Source organism: Actinocrinis sp. (genome assembly GCF_035653575.1).
Classification (GTDB): Bacteria; Actinomycetota; Actinomycetes; order Streptomycetales; family Catenulisporaceae; genus Actinocrinis.
The window spans coordinates 33,171-52,823 of record NZ_DASRBQ010000068.1 but is presented as its reverse complement, the minus strand read 5'-3'; the positions used below and the strand labels follow the sequence as shown (position 1 = coordinate 52,823).

Annotated in this window: 13 protein-coding genes and 1 riboswitch; of the genes, 10 read left to right on the top strand and 3 right to left on the bottom strand. The window is 72.8% G+C overall.

The window, feature by feature from the left end:
- Positions 1 to 248: 248 nt before the first annotated feature.
- Positions 249 to 3,296, bottom strand: a complete 3,048-nt coding sequence (gene gcvP, locus VFA06_RS09795) for an aminomethyl-transferring glycine dehydrogenase (protein WP_324840140.1) — start codon at positions 3,294 to 3,296, stop codon at positions 249 to 251.
- A 193-nt stretch (positions 3,297 to 3,489) separates the two neighbouring features.
- A riboswitch (glycine riboswitch) is annotated at positions 3,490 to 3,581 on the bottom strand.
- Between the two features lie 160 nt (positions 3,582 to 3,741).
- A complete protein-coding gene (locus VFA06_RS09790; RefSeq protein WP_324840139.1) occupies positions 3,742 to 5,343 on the bottom strand; it encodes a DUF2637 domain-containing protein in 1,602 nt (533 codons plus the stop codon).
- Positions 5,344 to 5,603: 260 nt separating this feature from the next.
- Here VFA06_RS09790 and VFA06_RS09785 point away from each other — a divergent pair, with 260 nt between their 5' ends.
- The 4 genes from VFA06_RS09785 (at position 5,604) to VFA06_RS09770 (ending at position 10,447) form a co-directional block, all read left to right on the top strand.
- Positions 5,604 to 7,205 carry an MATE family efflux transporter gene (locus VFA06_RS09785; protein ID WP_324840138.1) on the top strand — a complete coding sequence of 534 codons (1,602 nt, stop codon included), beginning with the start codon at positions 5,604 to 5,606 and terminating at the stop codon, positions 7,203 to 7,205.
- 46 nt (positions 7,206 to 7,251) lie between these two features.
- The gene (locus tag VFA06_RS09780) at positions 7,252 to 8,361 is read left to right on the top strand and encodes a winged helix DNA-binding domain-containing protein (protein WP_324840137.1); all 1,110 of its coding nucleotides are present in this window, start codon (positions 7,252 to 7,254) and stop codon (positions 8,359 to 8,361) included.
- On the top strand, positions 8,358 to 8,708 hold the full coding sequence (locus tag VFA06_RS09775; RefSeq protein WP_324840136.1) for an extradiol dioxygenase: 351 nt from the start codon (positions 8,358 to 8,360) through the stop codon (positions 8,706 to 8,708). Before VFA06_RS09780 ends, VFA06_RS09775 begins: the two co-directional genes overlap by 4 nt.
- A gap of 251 nt (positions 8,709 to 8,959) precedes the next feature.
- Positions 8,960 to 10,447, top strand: coding sequence for a multicopper oxidase family protein (locus VFA06_RS09770; RefSeq protein ID WP_324840135.1), 1,488 nt, complete (start codon positions 8,960 to 8,962; stop codon positions 10,445 to 10,447).
- On the opposite strand, the gene VFA06_RS09765 is transcribed toward VFA06_RS09770, so the two are convergent.
- A complete protein-coding gene (locus VFA06_RS09765; protein WP_324840134.1) occupies positions 10,444 to 11,724 on the bottom strand; it encodes an MFS transporter in 1,281 nt (426 codons plus the stop codon). The two genes, VFA06_RS09770 and VFA06_RS09765, sit on opposite strands and share 4 nt — an antisense overlap.
- Before the next feature lie 133 nt (positions 11,725 to 11,857).
- On the opposite strand from VFA06_RS09765, the gene VFA06_RS09760 reads away from it, so the two are divergent.
- From VFA06_RS09760 to VFA06_RS09735, 6 genes are all read left to right on the top strand, one after another.
- Complete coding sequence (locus tag VFA06_RS09760; protein ID WP_324840133.1) at positions 11,858 to 12,787, top strand: LysR family transcriptional regulator; 930 nt, start codon at positions 11,858 to 11,860, stop codon at positions 12,785 to 12,787.
- Between the two features lie 128 nt (positions 12,788 to 12,915).
- Positions 12,916 to 15,558: an alpha-L-rhamnosidase C-terminal domain-containing protein gene (locus tag VFA06_RS09755; protein WP_349260133.1), complete on the top strand. Its 2,643-nt coding sequence runs from the start codon at positions 12,916 to 12,918 to the stop codon at positions 15,556 to 15,558.
- A 182-nt stretch (positions 15,559 to 15,740) separates the two neighbouring features.
- Complete coding sequence (locus tag VFA06_RS09750) at positions 15,741 to 18,404, top strand: trehalase family glycosidase (RefSeq protein ID WP_324840131.1); 2,664 nt, start codon at positions 15,741 to 15,743, stop codon at positions 18,402 to 18,404.
- Between the two features lie 77 nt (positions 18,405 to 18,481).
- On the top strand, positions 18,482 to 19,030 hold the full coding sequence (locus VFA06_RS09745) for a hypothetical protein (RefSeq protein ID WP_324840130.1): 549 nt from the start codon (positions 18,482 to 18,484) through the stop codon (positions 19,028 to 19,030).
- Between the two features lie 70 nt (positions 19,031 to 19,100).
- A complete protein-coding gene (locus VFA06_RS09740; protein ID WP_324840129.1) occupies positions 19,101 to 19,370 on the top strand; it encodes a type II toxin-antitoxin system Phd/YefM family antitoxin in 270 nt (89 codons plus the stop codon).
- Positions 19,367 to 19,645, top strand: a complete 279-nt coding sequence (locus VFA06_RS09735) for a type II toxin-antitoxin system RelE family toxin (RefSeq protein WP_324840128.1) — start codon at positions 19,367 to 19,369, stop codon at positions 19,643 to 19,645. Before VFA06_RS09740 ends, VFA06_RS09735 begins: the two co-directional genes overlap by 4 nt.
- Positions 19,646 to 19,653 lie beyond the last annotated feature (8 nt).

Sequence of the window (19,653 nt, the reverse complement as noted above, 5' to 3'; positions counted from 1 at the left end):
CGAACCGCACGGGGGTGCGGGGCACGGGGACGGGGCACGGGCACCCGCGTGAGTCTTACGCGCACGCGGCCAGAGCACCGTCAGGCGCCGCCCCGCCGGATCAACCACCGGCCGGGACGGCGCCTGCGCGTCAACACCGTGCTTGCTCTTGCTGCGGGCGTGCCCCGTTGTTTGCTCCGGCCTGCCACGGCCAGCGCGCAACCGGGGTCGCGGCGCTGGCCGCCAGCTACAGGGCCGTCGCGCTCCGGTTAGCCCTCGGCCAGCTCGGTGACCGGCGGGCAGGAGCACACCAGGTTGCGGTCGCCGTACGCGCCGTCGATGCGGCGCACCGGCGGCCAGTACTTGTCCGCGGCCTGCGCGTGCCCGGCGGGGAACACGGCGGTGGCCCGGTCGTACGGGTGCGTCCACTCCCCGGCGATGCTGGCCGCGGTGTGCGGGGCCTGACGCAGCGGGTTGTCCTCACGGTCCCAGGCGCCCGAGGCCACCTGCTCGATCTCACCGCGGATCGCGATCATCGCCTCGCAGAAGCGGTCCAGCTCGCCGCGGTCCTCCGACTCGGTCGGCTCCACCATCAGCGTGCCGGCCACCGGGAACGACATGGTCGGGGCGTGGAATCCGTAGTCGATCAGTCGCTTGGCCACGTCCTCCACGGTGATGCCGGTCGCCCGGGTGATCTCCCGCAGATCCAGGATGCACTCGTGCGCGACCAGGCCGCTGGGGCCGGTGTAGAGCACCGGGTAGTGCGGGGCCAGGCGCGCGGCCACGTAGTTGGCCGCCAGCACCGCGACCTGGGTGGCGCGCTTGAGGCCCTCGGCGCCCATCAGCCGGATGTACGCCCACGGGATCGGTAGGATCCCGGCCGAGCCCCACGGGGCCGCCGAGACCGGCCCGACCGCGGGAGCCGCCGAGCGCTGCGGTCCGGCGACCGGGTGCAGCGGGTGGTTGGGCAGGAACGGGGCCAGGTGGGCGCGCACCGCGACCGGTCCGACGCCGGGGCCGCCGCCGCCGTGCGGGATGCAGAAGGTCTTGTGCAGGTTCAGGTGCGAGACGTCCGCGCCGAAGCGGCCCGGCTTGGCCAGCCCGACCAGCGCGTTGAGGTTCGCGCCGTCGACGTAGACCTGCCCGCCGGCCTCGTGCACCGCCGCGCACACGTCGGTGATCTGCTCCTCGAACACCCCGTGGGTGGAGGGGTAGGTGACCATGAGCACGGCCAGGCGGTCGCGGTGCTCGGCGATCTTCTCGCGCAGCTCGTCGACGTCCACGTCGCCGTTCTCCCGGCAGCCGACCACGACCACGCGCATCCCGGCCATGACCGCGGAGGCGGCGTTAGTGCCGTGCGCGGAGGAGGGGATCAGGCACACGTCGCGCTGTCCCTGGCCCTGGGCGCGGTGGTAGGCGCGCACCGCCAGCAGCCCGGCCAGCTCGCCCTGGGAGCCGGCGTTGGGCTGGACGCTGACCCGGTCGTAGCCGGTGGCCTCGGCCAGCCACCGCTCCAGCTGCCCGATCAGGGTCAGGTACCCGCCGGCCTGCTCCAGCGGGGCGAAGGGGTGCAGGTCCGCGAACTCGGGCCAGGTGATCGGCTCCATCTCGGTGGTGCCGTTCAGCTTCATCGTGCAGGAGCCGAGCGGGATCATCGAGCGGTCCAGCGCCACGTCGCGGTCCGCGAGGCGGCGCAGGTAGCGCAGCATCGCGGTCTCGGAGCGGTGCCGGTGGAAGACCGGGTGGGTCAGGAACGCGCTGGTGCGCAGCAGGGCGGCGGGCAGCGCGTCGGGGGTGTTCTCGTCCAGCAGGTGCACCTGCGCGCCCTCGATGCCGAAGGCGCCCCACAGGGCCTGCAGGTCGGAGTAGGTGGTGGTCTCGTCGCAGGAGATGGACACCGCGTCGGCGCTGGCCAGGCGGATGTTGACCCCGGCGAGGCGGGCGGCGTGCCACAGCTCGGCGGCGCGGCCGGGCACCTGCACGGTGATGGTGTCGAAGAACGATGCGGAGGCGATGCGGTAGCCGCGGGTGCGCAGCCCGGCGGCCAGCACCGTGGCGTAGCGGTGGGCGCGGCGCGCGATCGCGCTCAGCCCGTCCGGGCCGTGGTAGGTCGCGTACATCGCGGCGGTCACCGCGAGCAGGACCTGCGCGGTGCAGATGTTGCTGGTGGCCTTCTCGCGGCGGATGTGCTGCTCGCGGGTCTGCAGGGCCAGGCGGTAGGCGGGATCGCCGTCGGCGTCCTGGGAGACGCCGACCAGGCGGCCGGGCAGCGCGCGGGTCAGGCCGTCGCGCACGGCGATGTAGCCGGCGTGCGGGCCGCCGAAGCCGAGCGGCACGCCGAAGCGCTGGGTGGTGCCCACCGCGATGTCGGCGCCGAACTCGCCGGGCGCGCGCAGCAGGGTCAGGGCGAGCAGGTCGGCGGCCACCGCGAACAGCGCGCCGCGCGCGTGCGCCGCCTCGGCCACCCACGCCAGGTCGCGCACTGTGCCGGTGGCGCCGGGGTACTGGGCCAGCACGCCGAAGTAGTCGACGTCGGGCAGCAGGTCGCCGCCCAGGTCGACCGCGAGCAGCTCGATGCCGAGCGGCTCGGCGCGGGTCTGCAGCACCGCGAGGGTCTGCGGGAACAGGTCGGCGTCGACGAGGAAGGTGTTCGACTTGTTCTTCGCCGAGCGCTTGGCCAGCGTCATCGCCTCGGCGGCCGCCGTGCCCTCATCCAGCAGCGAGGCGTTGGCGGTCGGCAGGGCGGTCAGGTCCCCGACCATGGTCTGGAAGTTGAGCAGCGCCTCGAGCCGGCCCTGGGAGATCTCCGGCTGGTACGGGGTGTACGCGGTGTACCAGGCCGGGTTCTCCAGCACGCCGCGGCGGATGACCGACGGGGTGACGGTGCCGTAGTAGCCCAGGCCGATCATGTTGCGCAGCACCCGGTTGCGGGCGGCCAGGTCGCGCAGTTCGGCGGTGACCTCGGCCTCGGAGCGGGCCGGCGGCAGCGCGAGCGGCTCGGCGCTGCGGATGGTGGCCGGGACGGCGGCCTCGGTCAGCTCGTCGAGGGAGCCGTAGCCGAGCAGCGCGAGCATCTTGGCCTGGTCCTCGGGACCGGGGCCGATGTGCCGGGCCGCGAACGGGGAGGCGCCTTCCAGATCGGTCAGCGACGGGCCGGTATTCGCCCGCTCCGGGTTCGAGGCTGCGCTGCTGGAGGCTGCGCTGCTTGAGGGTGCGGGGTTCGGGTTCCCGGGGTACGGCGCCGCGGGCGCGGGGCCCGGCTGGGGCGGGCCGGCCGGCTGCGGGATGGGGGTCGTGGTGGTGGCGGAGTCGGCCATCGCGAGCCTCCAGCGGGTCCCATTCCGGCGCGCGGCGGTCGCGCGTCGGCTTCTCCCCCTCTGTCATGGGACCTGAGAGCTTCGCCGGGCTGCCCGCCCCGCCGTTGGGGTCGATCGCCCGGTTTTCACCGTCGGTGGAGGGCACTGCCGGGCCCGGTGGGCACGCGGCCGCGTCCTCGCTTTCCAGAGTCGCCTGTCCCGTACGGTCCGTGTGCCTGAGAGATTCCGGGGAGGGGTTGCTCCTTCGGCGCCCGCGGCGGCGCGGGACTCTCCCGTCCGGGATGAACGGCTACTTACAACGGTAGCAGTGACAGGCGCGTATTCCGATCCGCGCGCCGCACCCGACGCGGCCCGCGCGCGGGGGCACGCTCCGCGTCCGCAGGCCCAGCACTGCGCCCGCCACTGCGACAGGACAGCAGCGGGGCGGCGGCTGGGCGGTGGCAGGTCAGCTCTCGTCCGGCGCGAGCCCGTCCTCCTCGCGCAGGGCGTTGGCCAGGAAGGTGGCCAGCTGCATGCCGATGCCCAGTTCGCGGCTGATGCGCGTGGCGGAGGGCTGACCGCGCCACCGCTCGACCTGGCGCGCGGCGGTGAGCAGTTCGCTCTCCCGGACGCTGCGGCGCGGCAGCGGCGGCATCGGGGGCGGCGCCTGGAACTCGACGTGCGGCGGCTCCTGTCGGGCCGCGGCGTCGGCCGGGCCCTGCTCCGGCTCCTGACGCCGACCGTTCGAGGGGAAGGCCACGGCCGGCGGCGCGGCGTGGGCACGCTGCGCGGGCACGCCGGTCGCGGCCTGCTGCGGGCCGGTGCGCGTTGTCGCGCCCGTCGCCGCAGTGGCGGCGTGGTGGGTCGGGCTCGGGGCGAGGTGGTTGGCGGCGTGCTGCGCCGACGCTTCGCGGGCGATGGCGCCTGCGGCCGCTCCCGCCGCGGCGACGCCGGGCAGCGTCTCGGATCCGTTCGCAGGCGGCTGCGGGCGCTGCGCCGGGACGGCTGACGCGCCGTTGACCGATTCGGGCGCCACGTGATTGTGCGTCTCCGGCGCGGTGTGCACTGCGGGCGCTGCCTGCGTATCCGGTGCGTAGGCCGGTGAGCCGTTGGCCATCGTGGCGTTCACGTGCCCGGCCTGGACAATGTCGGCAGTCAGGTCGCCCGGTTCGGCCGCGTACCCGTTCGTCGCCGCAGCCCGCGCGACGGGCGCCGCGAGCGCCGCACCGTTGAGCCGCTGCGTCGCCATCCCGCCGTCCAGCATCGCCCCCGTCCCCGCCACCGCCGTCGCCGCTCCCGGCCTCAGGTCATTCGCGCCCAGCTCGCCCAGGTTGATCTGCAGGCGGGTCAGCGGGCTGATGCGGAAGCGCCACAGCCGCCCGTGCATCTCCCGCGCCGCCGCGACCGCGCCCAGGCGCATCTTCTCCTGGTCCAGCGCGCGCGGATACGAATGCACCCGCCACAGCACCATGCGCCGCCACAGCTTGAGCGTCGGCCACGGCGAGAGCAGCCAGCGCGCGGTCGGGATCGGCTCGCGGTGCGACCCGGTGGCCAGGTTCGCCTGGCGGCGCACCACGTGCCGCATCAGCTCCACGAACACGACCCAGATCGAGGGCATCAGCACGTGCGCGACACGCCCGGCGACGCTGCCGCCGACCGAGTAGTTCAGCCACACGGTGCCGCCGGTCGCGCCGTACACGGTCCAGCGCGCCAGCGGGTGGCTCATGTCCAGGCGGGCGAGCACGAGGTCGACCCCGGAGAACACGAACACGGTCATGTCGACCACGATCGGCACCAGCCAGGCCCAGCGCGCCCCGAACGCGGGGATCATCTCGGTGCTCACGGCCCGGAAGGAGAGCACCATGCCGCCGATGGCGATCAGCGCGGCCATGATCCCGATGACCACGGTCACGGTCAGCCAGCCGGCGCCCAGCGGCTCGACCTGCCCGACCTGCTCGTGGTCGGGGGCGAGCTCACGGGCGGTCAGCGGCAGCGCGGCGGGCGCGCCTGAAGTCCGGTGACGGGGTATCAGGCGGTCGTCGGCTGCGGAGACTTGGGCGGCGGTCACGGCGGCTCCTGGCGGCGCGGTCGGTCGGCGCGTCCGAGCTTGCCAGAACCGCCCGACACGCGGCGACCCCCGATTTCCCGCACCGCCCGCCGCCTGCGCTTAAGCAGCGATCGAAATCCGCGAGCGTCACCAACCCGGCGCGACCCGCGCGCGGCCTGGCGCAGTTCGATGTCCTCTTCCTGGCGCAGCCCAGTGTTCTGCCGCGCCCTGGCGCCTCGTCAGATCGGTTCGCCGCGCGGCGCATGGCATGATCGGGAGACGTGAGGACGAGCGCCGCGACCCCGCAAACCGCACGCCGCACCGTCCTCGGGCTGCTGCGCGCGCGGCCGGCCGTGCGCCGCCAGGCCCGCCCGGAGGACCGCGGCGAGGCGTCGGCGAACCCGTCGACGCGCCCCGGCGACGACCCACCGATCAATCCGTTCCGCGACCACGACCCCGCCCCCGGCCGCCGCCACGCTCCAGCCGTCCCCGACCCCTCCTCGAGCGGCGGCCCGTCCGGCCACGAGGAAGATCGGGGCGCGTCGGCCCGCGAGATACTGCGCCTCGCGGTCCCGGCGCTCGGCGCGCTGATCGCCGAGCCGCTGTTCCTGCTGGCCGACTCCGCGATCGTCGGGCACCTGGGCGCCGCGCAGCTGGCCGGCCTCGGCACCGCCGGCACGGCGCTGGCCACCCTGGTCAACGTGTGCGTCTTCCTCGCCTACGGCACCACCGCGCAGGTGGCGCGACTGCTCGGGGCCGGGGATCGGCGCGGCGCGCTGGCCCGCGGCGTCGACGGCATCTACCTGGCCGCCGCGCTCGGCCTGCTGCTGGCCGTCGTCGGCACCGTCTTCGCGCCGCGGATCGTCGCGCTGCTGGGCGCCACCCCGGCCGCCGCGCCCTACGCGGTCACCTACCTGCGCGTCAGCTGTCTCGGGCTGCCCGCGATGCTCGCCGTGCTGGCGGCGACCGGGCTGCTGCGCGGCCTGCAGGACACGCGCACCCCGCTGCTGGTCGCGGCCGTCGCCGCGGTGGCGAACACGGCGCTGAACTGGACGCTGGTGTACCCGGCGGGCCTCGGCATCGCCGGCTCGGCGCTGGGCACGGTGTTGGTGCAGGGTGCGATGGCCGCCGCGTACTGCGCCGCCGTGGCCCGCGCAGCCCGCGCCCACGACGTGCCGCTTCGCCCCGACCGCGCCGCCATCCGCGCCTCGCTCGGCGCGAACGCGGCGCTGCTGGCGCGTACCGTCGCACTGCGCATCTACCTGCTGGCCGCGGTGTGGACCGCGGGCAGCTACGGCACCGTCGCGCTGGCCGCGCACACGATCGCCACGAACCTGTGGCTGACCCTCGCCCTCGCCCTCGACGCGCTGGCGATCGCGGCGCAGGCGCTGGTCGGCCGGGATCTGGGAGCCGGGCACCGCGCGCGGGTGCGGGCGACGGTGCGGCGCATGGTGCGCTGGGGCATCGGGTTCGGCGTGCTGACCGGGCTAGCGCTGTGGGCCGCCCGGCCGCTGTACGTGCCGTTGTTCACCCCGGATCCTGCGGTACGCGCCGCGCTGATGCCTGTCCTCGCGCTGGCCGCGGTGCTGCAGTTGCCGGCCGCAGCGGTGTTCGTGCTCGACGGTGTGTTGATCGGGGCCGGTGACGCGGTGTACCTGGCGTGGGCGGCGCTGGCATGCACCGGGGTGTTCCTAGGCGGGCTCGCGGTTCTGCGCGCCGTCGATCCGCCGCACCTGGCCGCGGGTGTGGTCGGCGGGTCCGGTTCCGGCAGTGCGTTGACCGGGCTGTGGTGCGTGATCGGGGTGTTCACGCTCGCGCGCTGGGTCGCGCTGGCGCTGCGGGAGCGCCGCGACGCCTGGATGCGCACCGGAGCCGCGACCTGACGGTATCGTCACCGCGTCTGAACGCTTCGCTCGCCCCGGAGGTCTCATGGCCGGCGCCGTCCTGTCCCCGCGCGCCGCGGGGCGCGCCACACTCGCGCGCCAGCACCTGCTGGAGCGCACCGAGGCGGCGGCCGAGGCGGAGATCGCGCACCTCGGCGGGATGCAGGCCCAGGCGCCGCTCGCCCCGTACGTCGGGCTGTGGACCCGGCTAAGCGGCTTCACCACCGACGAGCTGTCCGCGCTCTACCAGCAGCGGCAGGTGGTGCGCATCGCGCTGATGCGCGGCACGATCCACCTCGTGACCGCCGAGGACGCGCTGGCGTGGCGCACGCTGGTCGATCCGGTGATCGAACGCGGCACACAAGGCGCGTTCGGACGGCACTACCGGGACCTTGACCGTACACAGCTGGCCGAGGCGGCACGCGAGCTGACCGAGCAGGAGCCGCGCACCTTCGCCGAACTCGGCACACTGCTGGCCAAGCGGTTCCCCGACCGCGACCCCGCGGCGCTCGCCCAAGCCGCCCGCGCCCAGCTGCCGCTGGTGCAGGTCCCGCCGCGCGGCGTGTGGGGCGAAAGCGGCCGCATCGCGCACACGACCACCCGCGCGTGGCTCGGACGCGACCCGCTGGACAAGCCCGACCTCGACGCGATGGTGCTGCGCTACCTGCAGGCGTTCGGACCCGCCACGGTCATGGACGCCCAGGCGTGGAGCGGCCTGACCCGGCTGCGCGAAGTCTTCGACCGCCTGCGCCCGTCCCTGCGCGTCATCAAGGGCGAGAACGGCGCAGAACTCTTCGACCTGCCGCACGCACCGCGCCCGGACCCGGACGTCCCGGCGCCCGCGCGGTTCCTGCCCGAGTACGACAACCTGCTCTTCTCCCACGCCGACCGCACCCGCGTGAACCCGCACGGATACCGCGTCCCGCTCTTCCCGGGCAACGGCGCCACGCTCGGCTACTTCCTGCTCGACGGCGTCTACGCCGGCCTGTGGCGCGTCGAGCGCAACGCCGCCGCAGGCACCGCCCTGCTGACGATCCAGCACTTCACACCGCTGTCGGCTGCGGACCGCGAGGCGCTCACCGGCGAGGCACTGCGCCTGCTCGCATTCCTCGCCCCGCAGTGCGCACCGCAGATCCAACTATCCTTATCCACATGATCGACGGCGCGCACGTCATCGTGTACAGCCACGACGCCGAGGCCGACCGGGCCTTCTTCCGCGACGTGCTGGAGTACCCGCATGTCGATGCCGGAGGCGGCTGGCTGGTCTTCAAGCTGCCGCCGGCCGAGCTGGCCGTTCATCCCACCGAGGCGACGCAACAGCACGAGCTGTACCTGATGTGCAGCGACCTGGACACGGTCATGCAGCGGCTGACCGCGCGCGGCGTGCAGTTCAGCGAGCCGGTCACCGAGGCGCGCTGGGGACGCGTGACCAAGCTCCGGTTGCCCGGCGGCGGCGCCGTGGGAATCTACGAGCCGCGCCACCCTCGGGCCACCGACCTGTAACCGGCCACAGCCTCCCCCGATCGCCGCCGCGCCACACGGCCAGGGCACGTCTCGGCCACCGCCTGCACAGCAACCCCTCTGCACCGCTGTCGCCACAGAACTGACGCGACGTCGCAGTGGTTACTCATAGCCGCTTCTCAGCTTTCTATCAGCCTTGCCATAGTTCCGGCCGCCGACGGCCCGTCAGATCTGCGGCGGCTCTCATCCGCGTCCCACCCCGGGTCAAGATCACCGCATCAGCATCCTGCGTCATGTCACCTACACCGAGCCCGGCCGGGACGCCGGGCAAGCGAGGCCCCTCCCGGCGCGGCTTCCTGATCGGCGGCGCCCTCGGCGTCGGCGCGGCGGCCACCGGGGCGTCGGTCTTCGCGGCGAACAACACCACGGCCCAAGCGGCCTCCGCGGACACCTTCACCTACCCCGACCTGCTCTCCGGCACCACCTCCGGCGGCGTAACCGCCTACACGCTGCAGATGCAGGCCGGCACCCACGAGGTGCTCAGCGGAGTGACCAGCAGCACTATGGGCTTCAACGGCTCCTACCTCGGGCCCACCATGAAGTGGACCAACGGCCAAAGCGTGCAGATGAACGTGACCAACAACCTCGGCGCGGACACCACCGTGCACTGGCACGGCGCGCACGTTCCGGCCAAGGTGGACGGCGGCCCGCAGGTCGCCTTCTCCGACGGCGCCACTTGGTCCCCCGAGCTGACGGTGAACCAGGACGCGGCCACCCTCTGGTACCACCCGCACGCCCTGGGCACCACCGCCGAACAGGTCGTCAAGGGCCTGGCCGGCATGATCATCGTCGAGGACGACTCCGCCGCCACCGCCGCGTTGCCCAGCGACTACGGGGTCGACGACATCCCGGTGATCCTGCAGTGCCTGGCTGTGGACTCCTCCGGCGACATCAAGTACAACCTCTCCGGCTACCTCACCGCGAACCTGAAGTTCCCGGTGCTGTGCAACGGCGTCAATGTCGACTCCACCACGCTCACGTTCACCGCCACCAAGACCCGCACCCGGCTGCGGCTGCTCAACGCCTCCCCCGCCGACATCATCACCGTCAGCCGCACCGACGGCGGCACCACGACCCAGATCGCCACCGAGCAGGGCTACCTGACCGCGGCCACCGACGTCACCTCGATCCGCCTGGTGGCCGGCGCGCGGGCCGAGGTGGTCCTGGACCTGACCGCGGCGGTCACCCTGCAGGCCGTCATCACCACCGGCTGGGTCAAGGGCGGCAGCGGCACCTACGAATTCCTGACCATCACACCGGACGCCTCGGACACCCCGGCGGCCCTGCCCGCCTCGCTCAACTCCATCGAGCGCTACGACACCAGCGCCTTCACGGCCCGCACCATCACGCTGAGCCAGAGCGGCCTCACCATGCTGATCAACGGCGTCGCGGGCACCACCATGGCGGCGATGGAGTCGAACATGATCACCACGACCCTCGACGCCGAGGAGATCTGGACGGTCACCAACGCCACGCAGCTGGAGCACTCCTTCCACCTGCACGACGTGCCGTTCCAGATCGTCTCCGTCGACGGCACCGCACCCACCGGCGCGGACGTCGGCTGGAAGGACACGGTCGAGGTCGTCGGCGGCTCGACGGTGAAGATCGCGATGAAGTTCACCGACTACGCCGACAGCACGTACATGTACATGCTGCACTGCCACATCCTCAAGCACGAGGACGAAGGGATGATGGCCGGCCTGATGGTCGAAAGCAGCTAGCCGTCGCGATACCGCGGCCGGACGGCGCAGACCTGCCGCCGTCCGGCCGTGTCGCGCGGCAGCAGCAGCGGGGTCGCCAGGAGAAACACTCCGGCCAGGGCGATGGCGGTGCGCGGGCCCAGCAGCTCGCCCAGCGTGCCCCACGCCGCGGTCAGCAGCGCGGTCACGGCCTTAGTCGACACGGACCAGGCGGACAGCGTGCGGGCGACCCGGTCGGTCGCGGTGCGTTCGAGCCGGTAGGTGGCGTAGATCGGGTTGAAGATCCCGCAGCAGAAGATCAGCCCCAGTTCCACGCCGATCACCAGCAGCAGCCCTCCGGCGCCGGGAGCGATGAAGGCCAGGCCGATGGGCCACAGCGCGCGCAGCGCTCCGGCCGCGACCAGGACCCGATGCTGCCCGAACCGGTTGACCAGCGGACCGGCGAGGCGCGAGCCGACCAGCCCGCCGATCGAGGGCGCGGCGAACGCGAGACCGTACTGCCAGGGCGCGAACCCGAGCCTGCCGAGCATCAACACCGCGAGCAGCGGCTGCGTGGCCATCACCAGAGCGCTGTACAACGCCGTGTTGTAGAACAGCGGGCGCAGCGCCGCGTCGGCGAGGATGTAGCGCCACCCCTCGAGCAGGTCCGCGACCCGCCCGCGTTTTGTGTCCCGGCGCCCGGGCAGCGGCTCGTGCCCGGCCGTCGCGCGGATGCCGAGCGCGGAGAGCAGGTAGCTGACCGCGTCGGCCACCACCGTCGCCACCGGGCCGAGTAGCGCGATCATGGCTCCGCCCAGCGGCGGCCCGATGATCGTGGTGCTCCAGGCGGTGGACTCGAACCGGGCGTTGGCGGCCAGCAGCTCCTCGGCCGGCACCAGCGTCTTGAGGTACGCGCCGGACCCGGCGCGGAAGGTGATGTCGGCGGCCGCGACCACGACCGAGACCAGTAGCAGCTGCAGGAAGCTGAGCACGCCGAGCGCGAACGCGACGGGGACGGTGAGTAGCGCCGCGCATCGCACCAGGTCCATCGCGACCAGCACCGGCCGCTTGCGCCGCGCCTCCACCCACGGGCCCAGCGGCACCGCCGCGGCCGCGCCCACGGCCGTCCCGGCGGAGGAGAGCGCCGCGACCTGGACCGGCCCGGCGTGCAGGACCCGGATCGCGATCAGCGGGAACGCGCCGAACGCCAGCCACGTGCCCAGCGCGCTGGTCCCGTACGCCGCCCACAGCCACCCGAAGCGCCGCCCCAGCCGGTGCCCGAGCAGGCGCGCGGCGTTCAGACGGTCCCCTCTGCCCATGCCGATGCCCCTCGCCGTTCGACCGCACAACCGATCCGCGTGCGCAAGCATCCAAGCGAGCGGCGCCGCCGTAGATCAAACAACCAGAAGCCCGCCTGCCTACAACCGACGGTTGTGACCGTAGGGTGCCGTCATGGACCTGGATGCCGTACGCACCTTCGTCGTCGCCGCCGACGCCGGGCAGTTCCAGGAGGCCGCCGCCGAGCTGGCGGTCACCCAGCAGGCCGTCTCCAAGCGCATCGCCGCACTGGAGCGCAGCCTCGGCGTGCGGCTGTTCACTCGCACGCCCCGCGGCGCCGAGCTGACCATCGACGGGCAGGCGTTCCTGCCGCACGCGCGCGAGCTGCTGCGCGTGGCCGAGCGGGCCGCCGCGTCCGTGCACGCCAGCCGCCGCCCGCTGCGCGTCGACATGATCTCCTCGCGTGGCGCCGCCTCGGGCCTGATGCGCGGCTTCCACCGCGCCCACCCGGACATCGAGCTCGACGTCGTCATGGTCTTCGACATCGCCACGGCCGTGGCCGCCATCCGCTCCGGCACGATCGACGCGTCCTTCCGCGCCGTCGCCGCGCCCGGCAGGCCCCTGCCCGATGACGTCGAATCCGTGCGCGTACTCGACGAGCAGCTCGAGCTGCTCATCGGCCCCGCCCACGCACTGGCCGGCGCGCGCTCCGTGACCCTGGCTCAGCTGGTCGGGCACCGGATCTGGATGCCCGGCGCCGTCCCCGGAACCGAGTGGGCCGTCTACTACGAGGACCTCGTCGCCCAGTTCGGCCTGACCATCGAGGCCACCGGCCCCAACTTCGGCTCCGACGCGCTGCTCGACACCGTCGCCGACACTCCGGGCCTTGCCACCTTCATGGGCCAGCACACTCGCCTGGTCTGGCCCGCCGGCCACGGCCTGCGCCGCATCCCGGTCACCGACCCGACGCCCGTCTACCCGCACTCGCTGCTGTGGCACCGCGACAACCCGCACCCCGCGCTGCCCGCCCTGCGGGCCCACCTCGCCGCCGTCTCGCCCGGCCACGGCGCCGCCGGAACCTGGACTCCCGCCTGGGCGCGGTGAGGCCCTGACGGCCGGGCCTCGTTCGCCCCGGAGTCTGCGTGCTCTGAGAAGGCGGGTCTAGCCCTTCCCCGGTTCTGCTTGTAGCATCAGGGACGGCCGCTCAATGAATCGTTTCAAAGGAGACAACGATGCCGGAGCCGGACGACGGACCACGCCGGCGGACCCTGATCAAAGCAGGGTTCGCCACCGCCGCGGTCGCAGGACTTCCCTTGATCGGTCAAGAGCCAGCGGCGGCCGCCTTTGCGAGCGGAGCCGAGACTGCGGTCGGCGGCGCTGCGGTGCAAGGCGCAGGCCCGGCCGCGACCAGCGACTGGCACCGCCACGTCGTGGGCCCGCGGAGTCGTAACGTTTCACCGGTCCGTGTGATCGCCACCGCGGGCGACGTGCGCGACCCGGTGGCGCTGCTCGAGCCCGGCGGCGCGGTCACCGTGCTCACCCGGCCGCAGCCGCCGGTACCGCCGGCCTGGCCGGCCGGAACGGTCGCCACCGCCTCGTCGTATCACGATCCGAATGGCGGCAACAACGGCACGTACACCACCTACTACCCCTCGAACGCGATCGACGGCGACCCGACCACCTTCTGGAACGACGCGAACCCCGCCACCTACCCGGCGGTGCTGACGATCACCTCGCCGACGCCCGTCACGCTGCCCGGCGTCACCCTGCTGTCGAACTCCGACGGCGTACCGGTCGACTTCACCGTCGAGACCTGGGACGGCGCGGCCTGGCAGCCGGCCGGATCGGTGACCGGCAACAGCGCCATACAGGTGCCCGTCGCCTTCGCCGCCCCGGTGACGACCACTCAGGTGCGCCTGACCGTGACCCTCGACCAGGACACCCCGCGCGGCCAGTTCACCCGGGTCAACGAGCTGTGGCCGGGCCTGGTCGAGCCGATCGTCCCGCCGAGCGTCACGCTCGACTTCGGCAAGGTCGTGGTCGGCTACCCGCGCGTGCGCTTCGCCTGGGCCTCGGCCAACCACCCGGGCGTGCGGCTGGCCTTCTCGGAGACGGTGGCGGGCCTGAGCGATCGCTCGGACTTCAGCCGGTCCGACTTCTCCGGGGGCGCGGGCACCGACCAGTTCGCCGTCCCGGCACGCGGCGCCGACTGGACCGACACCGCCGGCTACCAGAGCGGCCAGCAGGTCCACGCGGACGGACTGCGCGGCTTCCGCTACCTGAAGATCACGCTGGACGCCCTGCCCGCGGACGCGCCCGCTGCGCTGCCTTACGGCACGGTCGCCGTTGACAACGTTGCCATCGCGTTCACCGGCTACCTCGGCACCCCGCAGTCCTACGGCGGCTGGTTCCTGTGCTCCGACGCCGACCTGACCCGCTACTGGTACGCCGCCGCCTACACCAACGAGCTGGTCACGGACACGTTCCGGGCCACCGACTGCGACCCGCGCGGCGCCGCCTCGCCGACGCTGGAAGGCCGGCTCGTGCTGCAGGACGGCGCCAAACGCGACCGCGACCCCTACGTCGGCGACATCGCGGTCTCCGGCCGCACCCTCTACCTGACCCACCCCGACGCCGCCGTCGCCGCGCGCAACGTGCTCGCGGATCTGGCGGACCATCAGCGCTCCGACGGATGGATACCCCCGGCCTCCCTCGGCGGCTACACCCTCCCGCTGTTCGACTATCCGCTGTGGTGGGTCACGGCCAGCTGGGACTACGTGCTCTACACCGGCGACGTCGGCTACGCGGCCCACTACTACCCGAACCTGCTCGCCGTCCTGGACTCCTGGTACCCGAGCGTCACCGACGCCGACGGCCTCCTCAGCAAAGGCCTGAACAACACCGGCGGCTACGGCGACTACGCCTTCCTGCCCCGCTCCGGCCAGGTCGCCTACTACAACACCCTCTACGTGCAGGCCCTCAACGACGCGGCGGGCATCGCGACGACGCTGGGCAAACCCGCCGACGCACAGCGCTGGAGCCAACGCGCCACAGCCGTGGCGGCCGCCGTCAACGCGCACCTGTGGGACTCCGCGGCCGGCGCCTACCTCGACAGTGCCGACGGGCCGGCCCGCCACGCGCAGGACGGCAACGCGATGGCGGTCACCGCGGGCGTGGCCGATCCCGCCCGGGCCGCCGCCGCGCTCGCGTATCTGGCTTCGAGCACCCGCCAGGCCTACGGCAATGCGTTCATGGACAACGAGACGCTGCCCGGGGTCTCCGACGCATCCCAGCGGGTCTACGCCTTCACCTCCTACCCGGAGCTCGTCGCCCGCTTCCAGAGCGGTTTGGCCGACTCGGCGATCGACCAGATCAAGCGCACCTACGGCTGGATGTACGACCACGACCCGGGCATCACCGCCTGGGAGGGCATCGGCCCCGGCGGCACACCGTATGAGGGCACGTATACGAGCATGGCGCACGGCTGGTCGACCGGGGTGCTGCCCGCGCTGACCAATCAGCTGCTCGGCGCCGCACCAACCGGTCCGGGCTTCGCGACCTGGGCGGTGCGGCCGCGCCCCGGGGCGGTGACCTGGGCACGCGGGCAGGTGCCGACACCGCGCGGACCGCTGCGCGTGCAATGGGAGAGCGGACAGCGCCGCGGCGCGCCCACCTTCACCCTGCGCGTGACGGCCCCGCGCGGCACCAGCGGCCAGATCGCCGCGCCCGCTCCCGCCAACCCCGCGGCCGTGCGCGCGACCCTCGACGGTCATCCGGTCGCGATCGGGGCGGCCCCGCATCACGCACGCCTGACCGGCGGCGCGCTCCTGCTGGACGACATCGGCGCAGGAGAGCACGAACTGCTCATCCACTGATCCGCACCGGCTCGCATCCAGCGGGCCGGTCATCTCACGGTCGGCCGGCTTCCCGCGCCGCGGCGGCGCACGCGCGAGGAAGGCCGGACCGGCTATCAGCCCACGCACACAGCCCACACCGGCACCCGCACTCCAGCACCTCCATCGCGTCCGGGAACGATCTGCAAAGGAGCAGAAGACCCATGACACGCGTGCCTCGCGCCGTGCTCGCCGCCACCCTCGCCCTGGCCTTCACCGGCGCGGCGACCACCCACTCCCACACCCGCGCCGCCGCCGCAGCGGCACCGAAAGCGGCGGCGGCCAATCCGTGCGCCGCGGACAACCTCTCGCCCACCTCGCGCACACTCACGCCCCGCTCCGTCTTCGCCACCAGCGGCACCGTGACCAACCCGGCCAACCTGCTCACCGGCCGGTCCACGCGACTGTCCGGCAACGGAGCCGCCGTCACCCTCGACTTCGGCAAGGAGGTCGGCGGCCTGGTCACGCTGTCCTTCGCCGGCTCCAGCGACGCGAGCCAGAGCGTCGGACTCGCCTTCACCGAATCCTCCCAGTTCGTGGGCACCGGTAGCGACGCGTCCAACGGCGGAGGCGGAGCCGACGGCGCCCTCATCGCGCCGGTGAGCGGCCCCGGCAACTACACCATGCCGGCAGACAAGCTGCGCGGCGGCTTTCGCTACCTGACCCTCTTCCTCAACTCCGGCGGCTACGTCGATCTGAACGGCGTCTCGCTCGCCTTCACCGCCGCGCCGGGCAACGCCGATCCCGCCGCCTACCCGGACTACTTCTGCTCCAATGACGCCGCGCTGAATCAGATCTGGTACGCCGGGGCGTACACGGTGCAACTCGACACGATCGACCCGGCGCAGGGCCGGGTCTGGCCGGCGCCGTCCTCGGGCTGGGAGAACAACGGCCTGGTCGGGGTCGGCAGCGAGGTGCTCGTGGACGGCGCCAAGCGGGACCGCTCGGTATGGCCGGGCGACATGGGCATCGCCACGGCGACCGCGTACGTGAGCACCGGCGACATGACGGCGGTGCGCAACTCGCTCAGCACGATGTATCAGAACCAGAAGTCGACCGGTGAGCTGCCCTACGGCGGACCCGAGTTCGACTTCTACGGCTCCGACACCTACCACCTGTGGACTCTCCTCGACACCTACACCTATTACCTGTACACGGCCGACAAGTCCTGGCTGGATGGCGTGTGGGCCGGATACCAGCGGGGCGTGGCGTTCATCACCGCGAAGATCGACGCCAATGGCCTGCTGAACGTCACCGGGACCAACGACTGGGCCCGCGGCGACCAGGGCGGGGAGAACATCGAGGCCAATGCGCTGCTCTACCAGGTGCTGACCACGGGTGCGGCGCTGGCCACGGCCGAGGGCAACAGCTCGCTGGCCGCCGGTTACGCCAGCCGCGCCGCGGGCCTCAAGACGCAGATCAACGCAGTGCTCTGGGACGCCTCTGCGGGAGCGTACAAGGACAACCCCGGCAGCACACTGCATCCGCAGGACGGCAACTCGCTGGCCGTCTGGTACGGTCTGGCCTCCGGCGTGCGGGCGCAGAGCGTCATGGCCGCGCTGCGCGGCGACTGGAGCAGCATCGGCGCGCAGACACCCGAGTTCAGCGACAACCTCTCCCCGTTCGCCGGCTCCATGGAGCTGTACGCGCGCTTCGCCGCGAACGACGACACCAACGCGCTGAACCTGATCCGGGACGAGTGGGGCTACATGCTCGACTCGCCGCTCGGCACCGCCAGCACCTTCTGGGAGGGCTACTCCAGCGCCGGCGTGCTGACCGCGTATCCGAGCGCTTACACCAGCCTCGCGCACGGCTGGTCGAGCGGCGCGACCGGCGCGCTGACCGCCGACGTGCTCGGCATCGCGCCGACCGCCCCGGCCGGCGCCGCGTACCAGGTGCTCCCGCATCCCGGCGACCTGACCCACGTGGAGGGAACGCTCACCGTCGCACCCGGCAAGAGCGTCCACGTCGGCTACGACCACGACGCCGCCGGAGACTTCACGATGCAGGTCGACTCCTCCTCCAACTCCGGGTCCACCGGCGTGATCGCCGTGCCGACCTGGGGCCAGGCCCACACGGTGACCGTCAACGGCGCGACCGCGTGGAACGGCTCCGCCTTCACCGGCGCGAGCGGGATCGCCGCCGCGGACAGCGACGGAACCTACGTCTACTTCCGCGGCGTCCAGCCCGGCGCCTACACGCTCGGATACGCGGCGACCGGCACCGCGCCGCCGATCGTCCACCAGCAGCTGCCGGGCACCTGGACCAGGTGCGCCGCCGAGAACGGCTCGTGCGCGGTCACCGCGAACTCGGTCATCGCCTACGGCGCGAACGGCCGCTTCAACTACCGCTCCGCCACCAGCGCCACCGCCTGCTCGAACGCGGTGTTCACCGACCCGGCGCCAGGTGTGGTCAAGTGGTGTTACGCGCAGCCCGCGCCCGCCGGCTCGGCGCCGTGGCAGCAGTGCGCGGCCGAGAACGCGACCTGCGCTTTCAGCGGCGTGATGACCGTGGCGTATGGCGCGAACGGCGCCTACTCCTATGCCACGCTCGGAGGCGGCGGAACTGCGTGCACGAACGCGGTGTTCACCGACCCGGCCGTTGGCACCGCCAAGGCCTGCTACCTCATCGGCCCGCCCCCGACGTTCGCGACCTGGACGACCTGCGCCGCCGAGAACGCGACCTGCTCGTTCTCCGGCACGCACGAGGTCGCGTTCGGCGCCGACGGCCGCTACTTCTACGGCAGCTTCACCGGCTCGGTGCCCTGCACCGACGGCGTGTTCGCAGATCCCGATGTCGGCACCGTGAAGGCCTGCTTCGTCCAGTAGCCACGAGGTCCGCAGCCAGGCCGCGCGAGCTGTGACCGGGGATCGGCTCGCGCGGCCGCCCTGCGATGATGACCGTCATGGCGGTCGACCGGGAGCAGCAGGCGGCACAGAGCCGACAGGCGGCGGAAGAGACGCGGCGCCGGGCGGTGGAGCAGGCGCGGCAGCAGACGGCGTGGATCGAGCAGGCCTCGCAGGAGCCTGAGCAGCAGCAGGAGTTCATCCGGCAGAACAACGTGATCTACGGCGGGCTGATCGCGATGGGCCTGGTGCTGGTCCAGCCGTTCCTGACCGTCAGCGGACTGGACTGGTCGGCGAAGATCTGCGTGATCGCGTTCTCGGTGGCCATCCCGCTGCTGGCCGCCCTGCTCATGGTCAACCACCAGGAGACCTTCCGGCGCCGGGTGACCAACTCGCTCGCGGTGCGCGTCACCCGGTCGCTCGCACAGCTGCTCGCGTACGTCGGCGTGGTCGCCGGCTTCTGGCACATCATGTGGCCCGCCGGGGTGGCGATCTTGGTCAGCGGGTTCGCGGCCCTGATGGTCCACTCGGCGGGCTACTTCCGCCTCGAGGTCGCCGCCAAGGCCGAAGCCGCGGCTGCCGAATCCGCGCACGACGCCGGAAAGTAGCGCGGCACGGCGCGAATCCATCCGCCAAAGGGCCTGGCCTGCAAAAGCTACGAATCGTACACTTTGCAGGGTGACCACCTACACGCTGAGCGAGGCTCGCGCGCACCTGGGCAAGGTCGTCAACCGGGCCCGCTACGGCGGGGAGATCGTCGAGCTGACCGAGCACGGCGAACCGGCCGCGGTGCTGATCAGCCCGGAGCGGCTGGCGTACTACCGGCAGCTGGAGGACGCCCGGGACCTGGCCGAGGCCGAGCGGGTCAGCGCGCAAAGCCGCGCCACCGTCCCGCACGCTGAGGTCGCCGCGCAGTTCGGCTTGGCGCCGGACGGCCGCCCCTTGTGAGAGACGACGCCGTCCTCTACGAGCTGACCTGGGAACCCGAGGCGATCGAGCAGCTGTCCACGCTCGCCAAGACCTACCCCGACGCGGCCGCGGGCGTGATCCCGGCCGTCCACCAGCTGGCCGCCGATCCGCGGCCGGCCGACTCCACCGCGCTGGGCGGATCCGGCACCTACCGCCGCCTTCAGGTCGGCCACCTGCGGATCATCTACGCGGTCAGCGAGATTACGCACGCGGTGCGCATCATCCTGGTCGGCCGAGCCGACCAGCCGCGCTAGAGCACGCG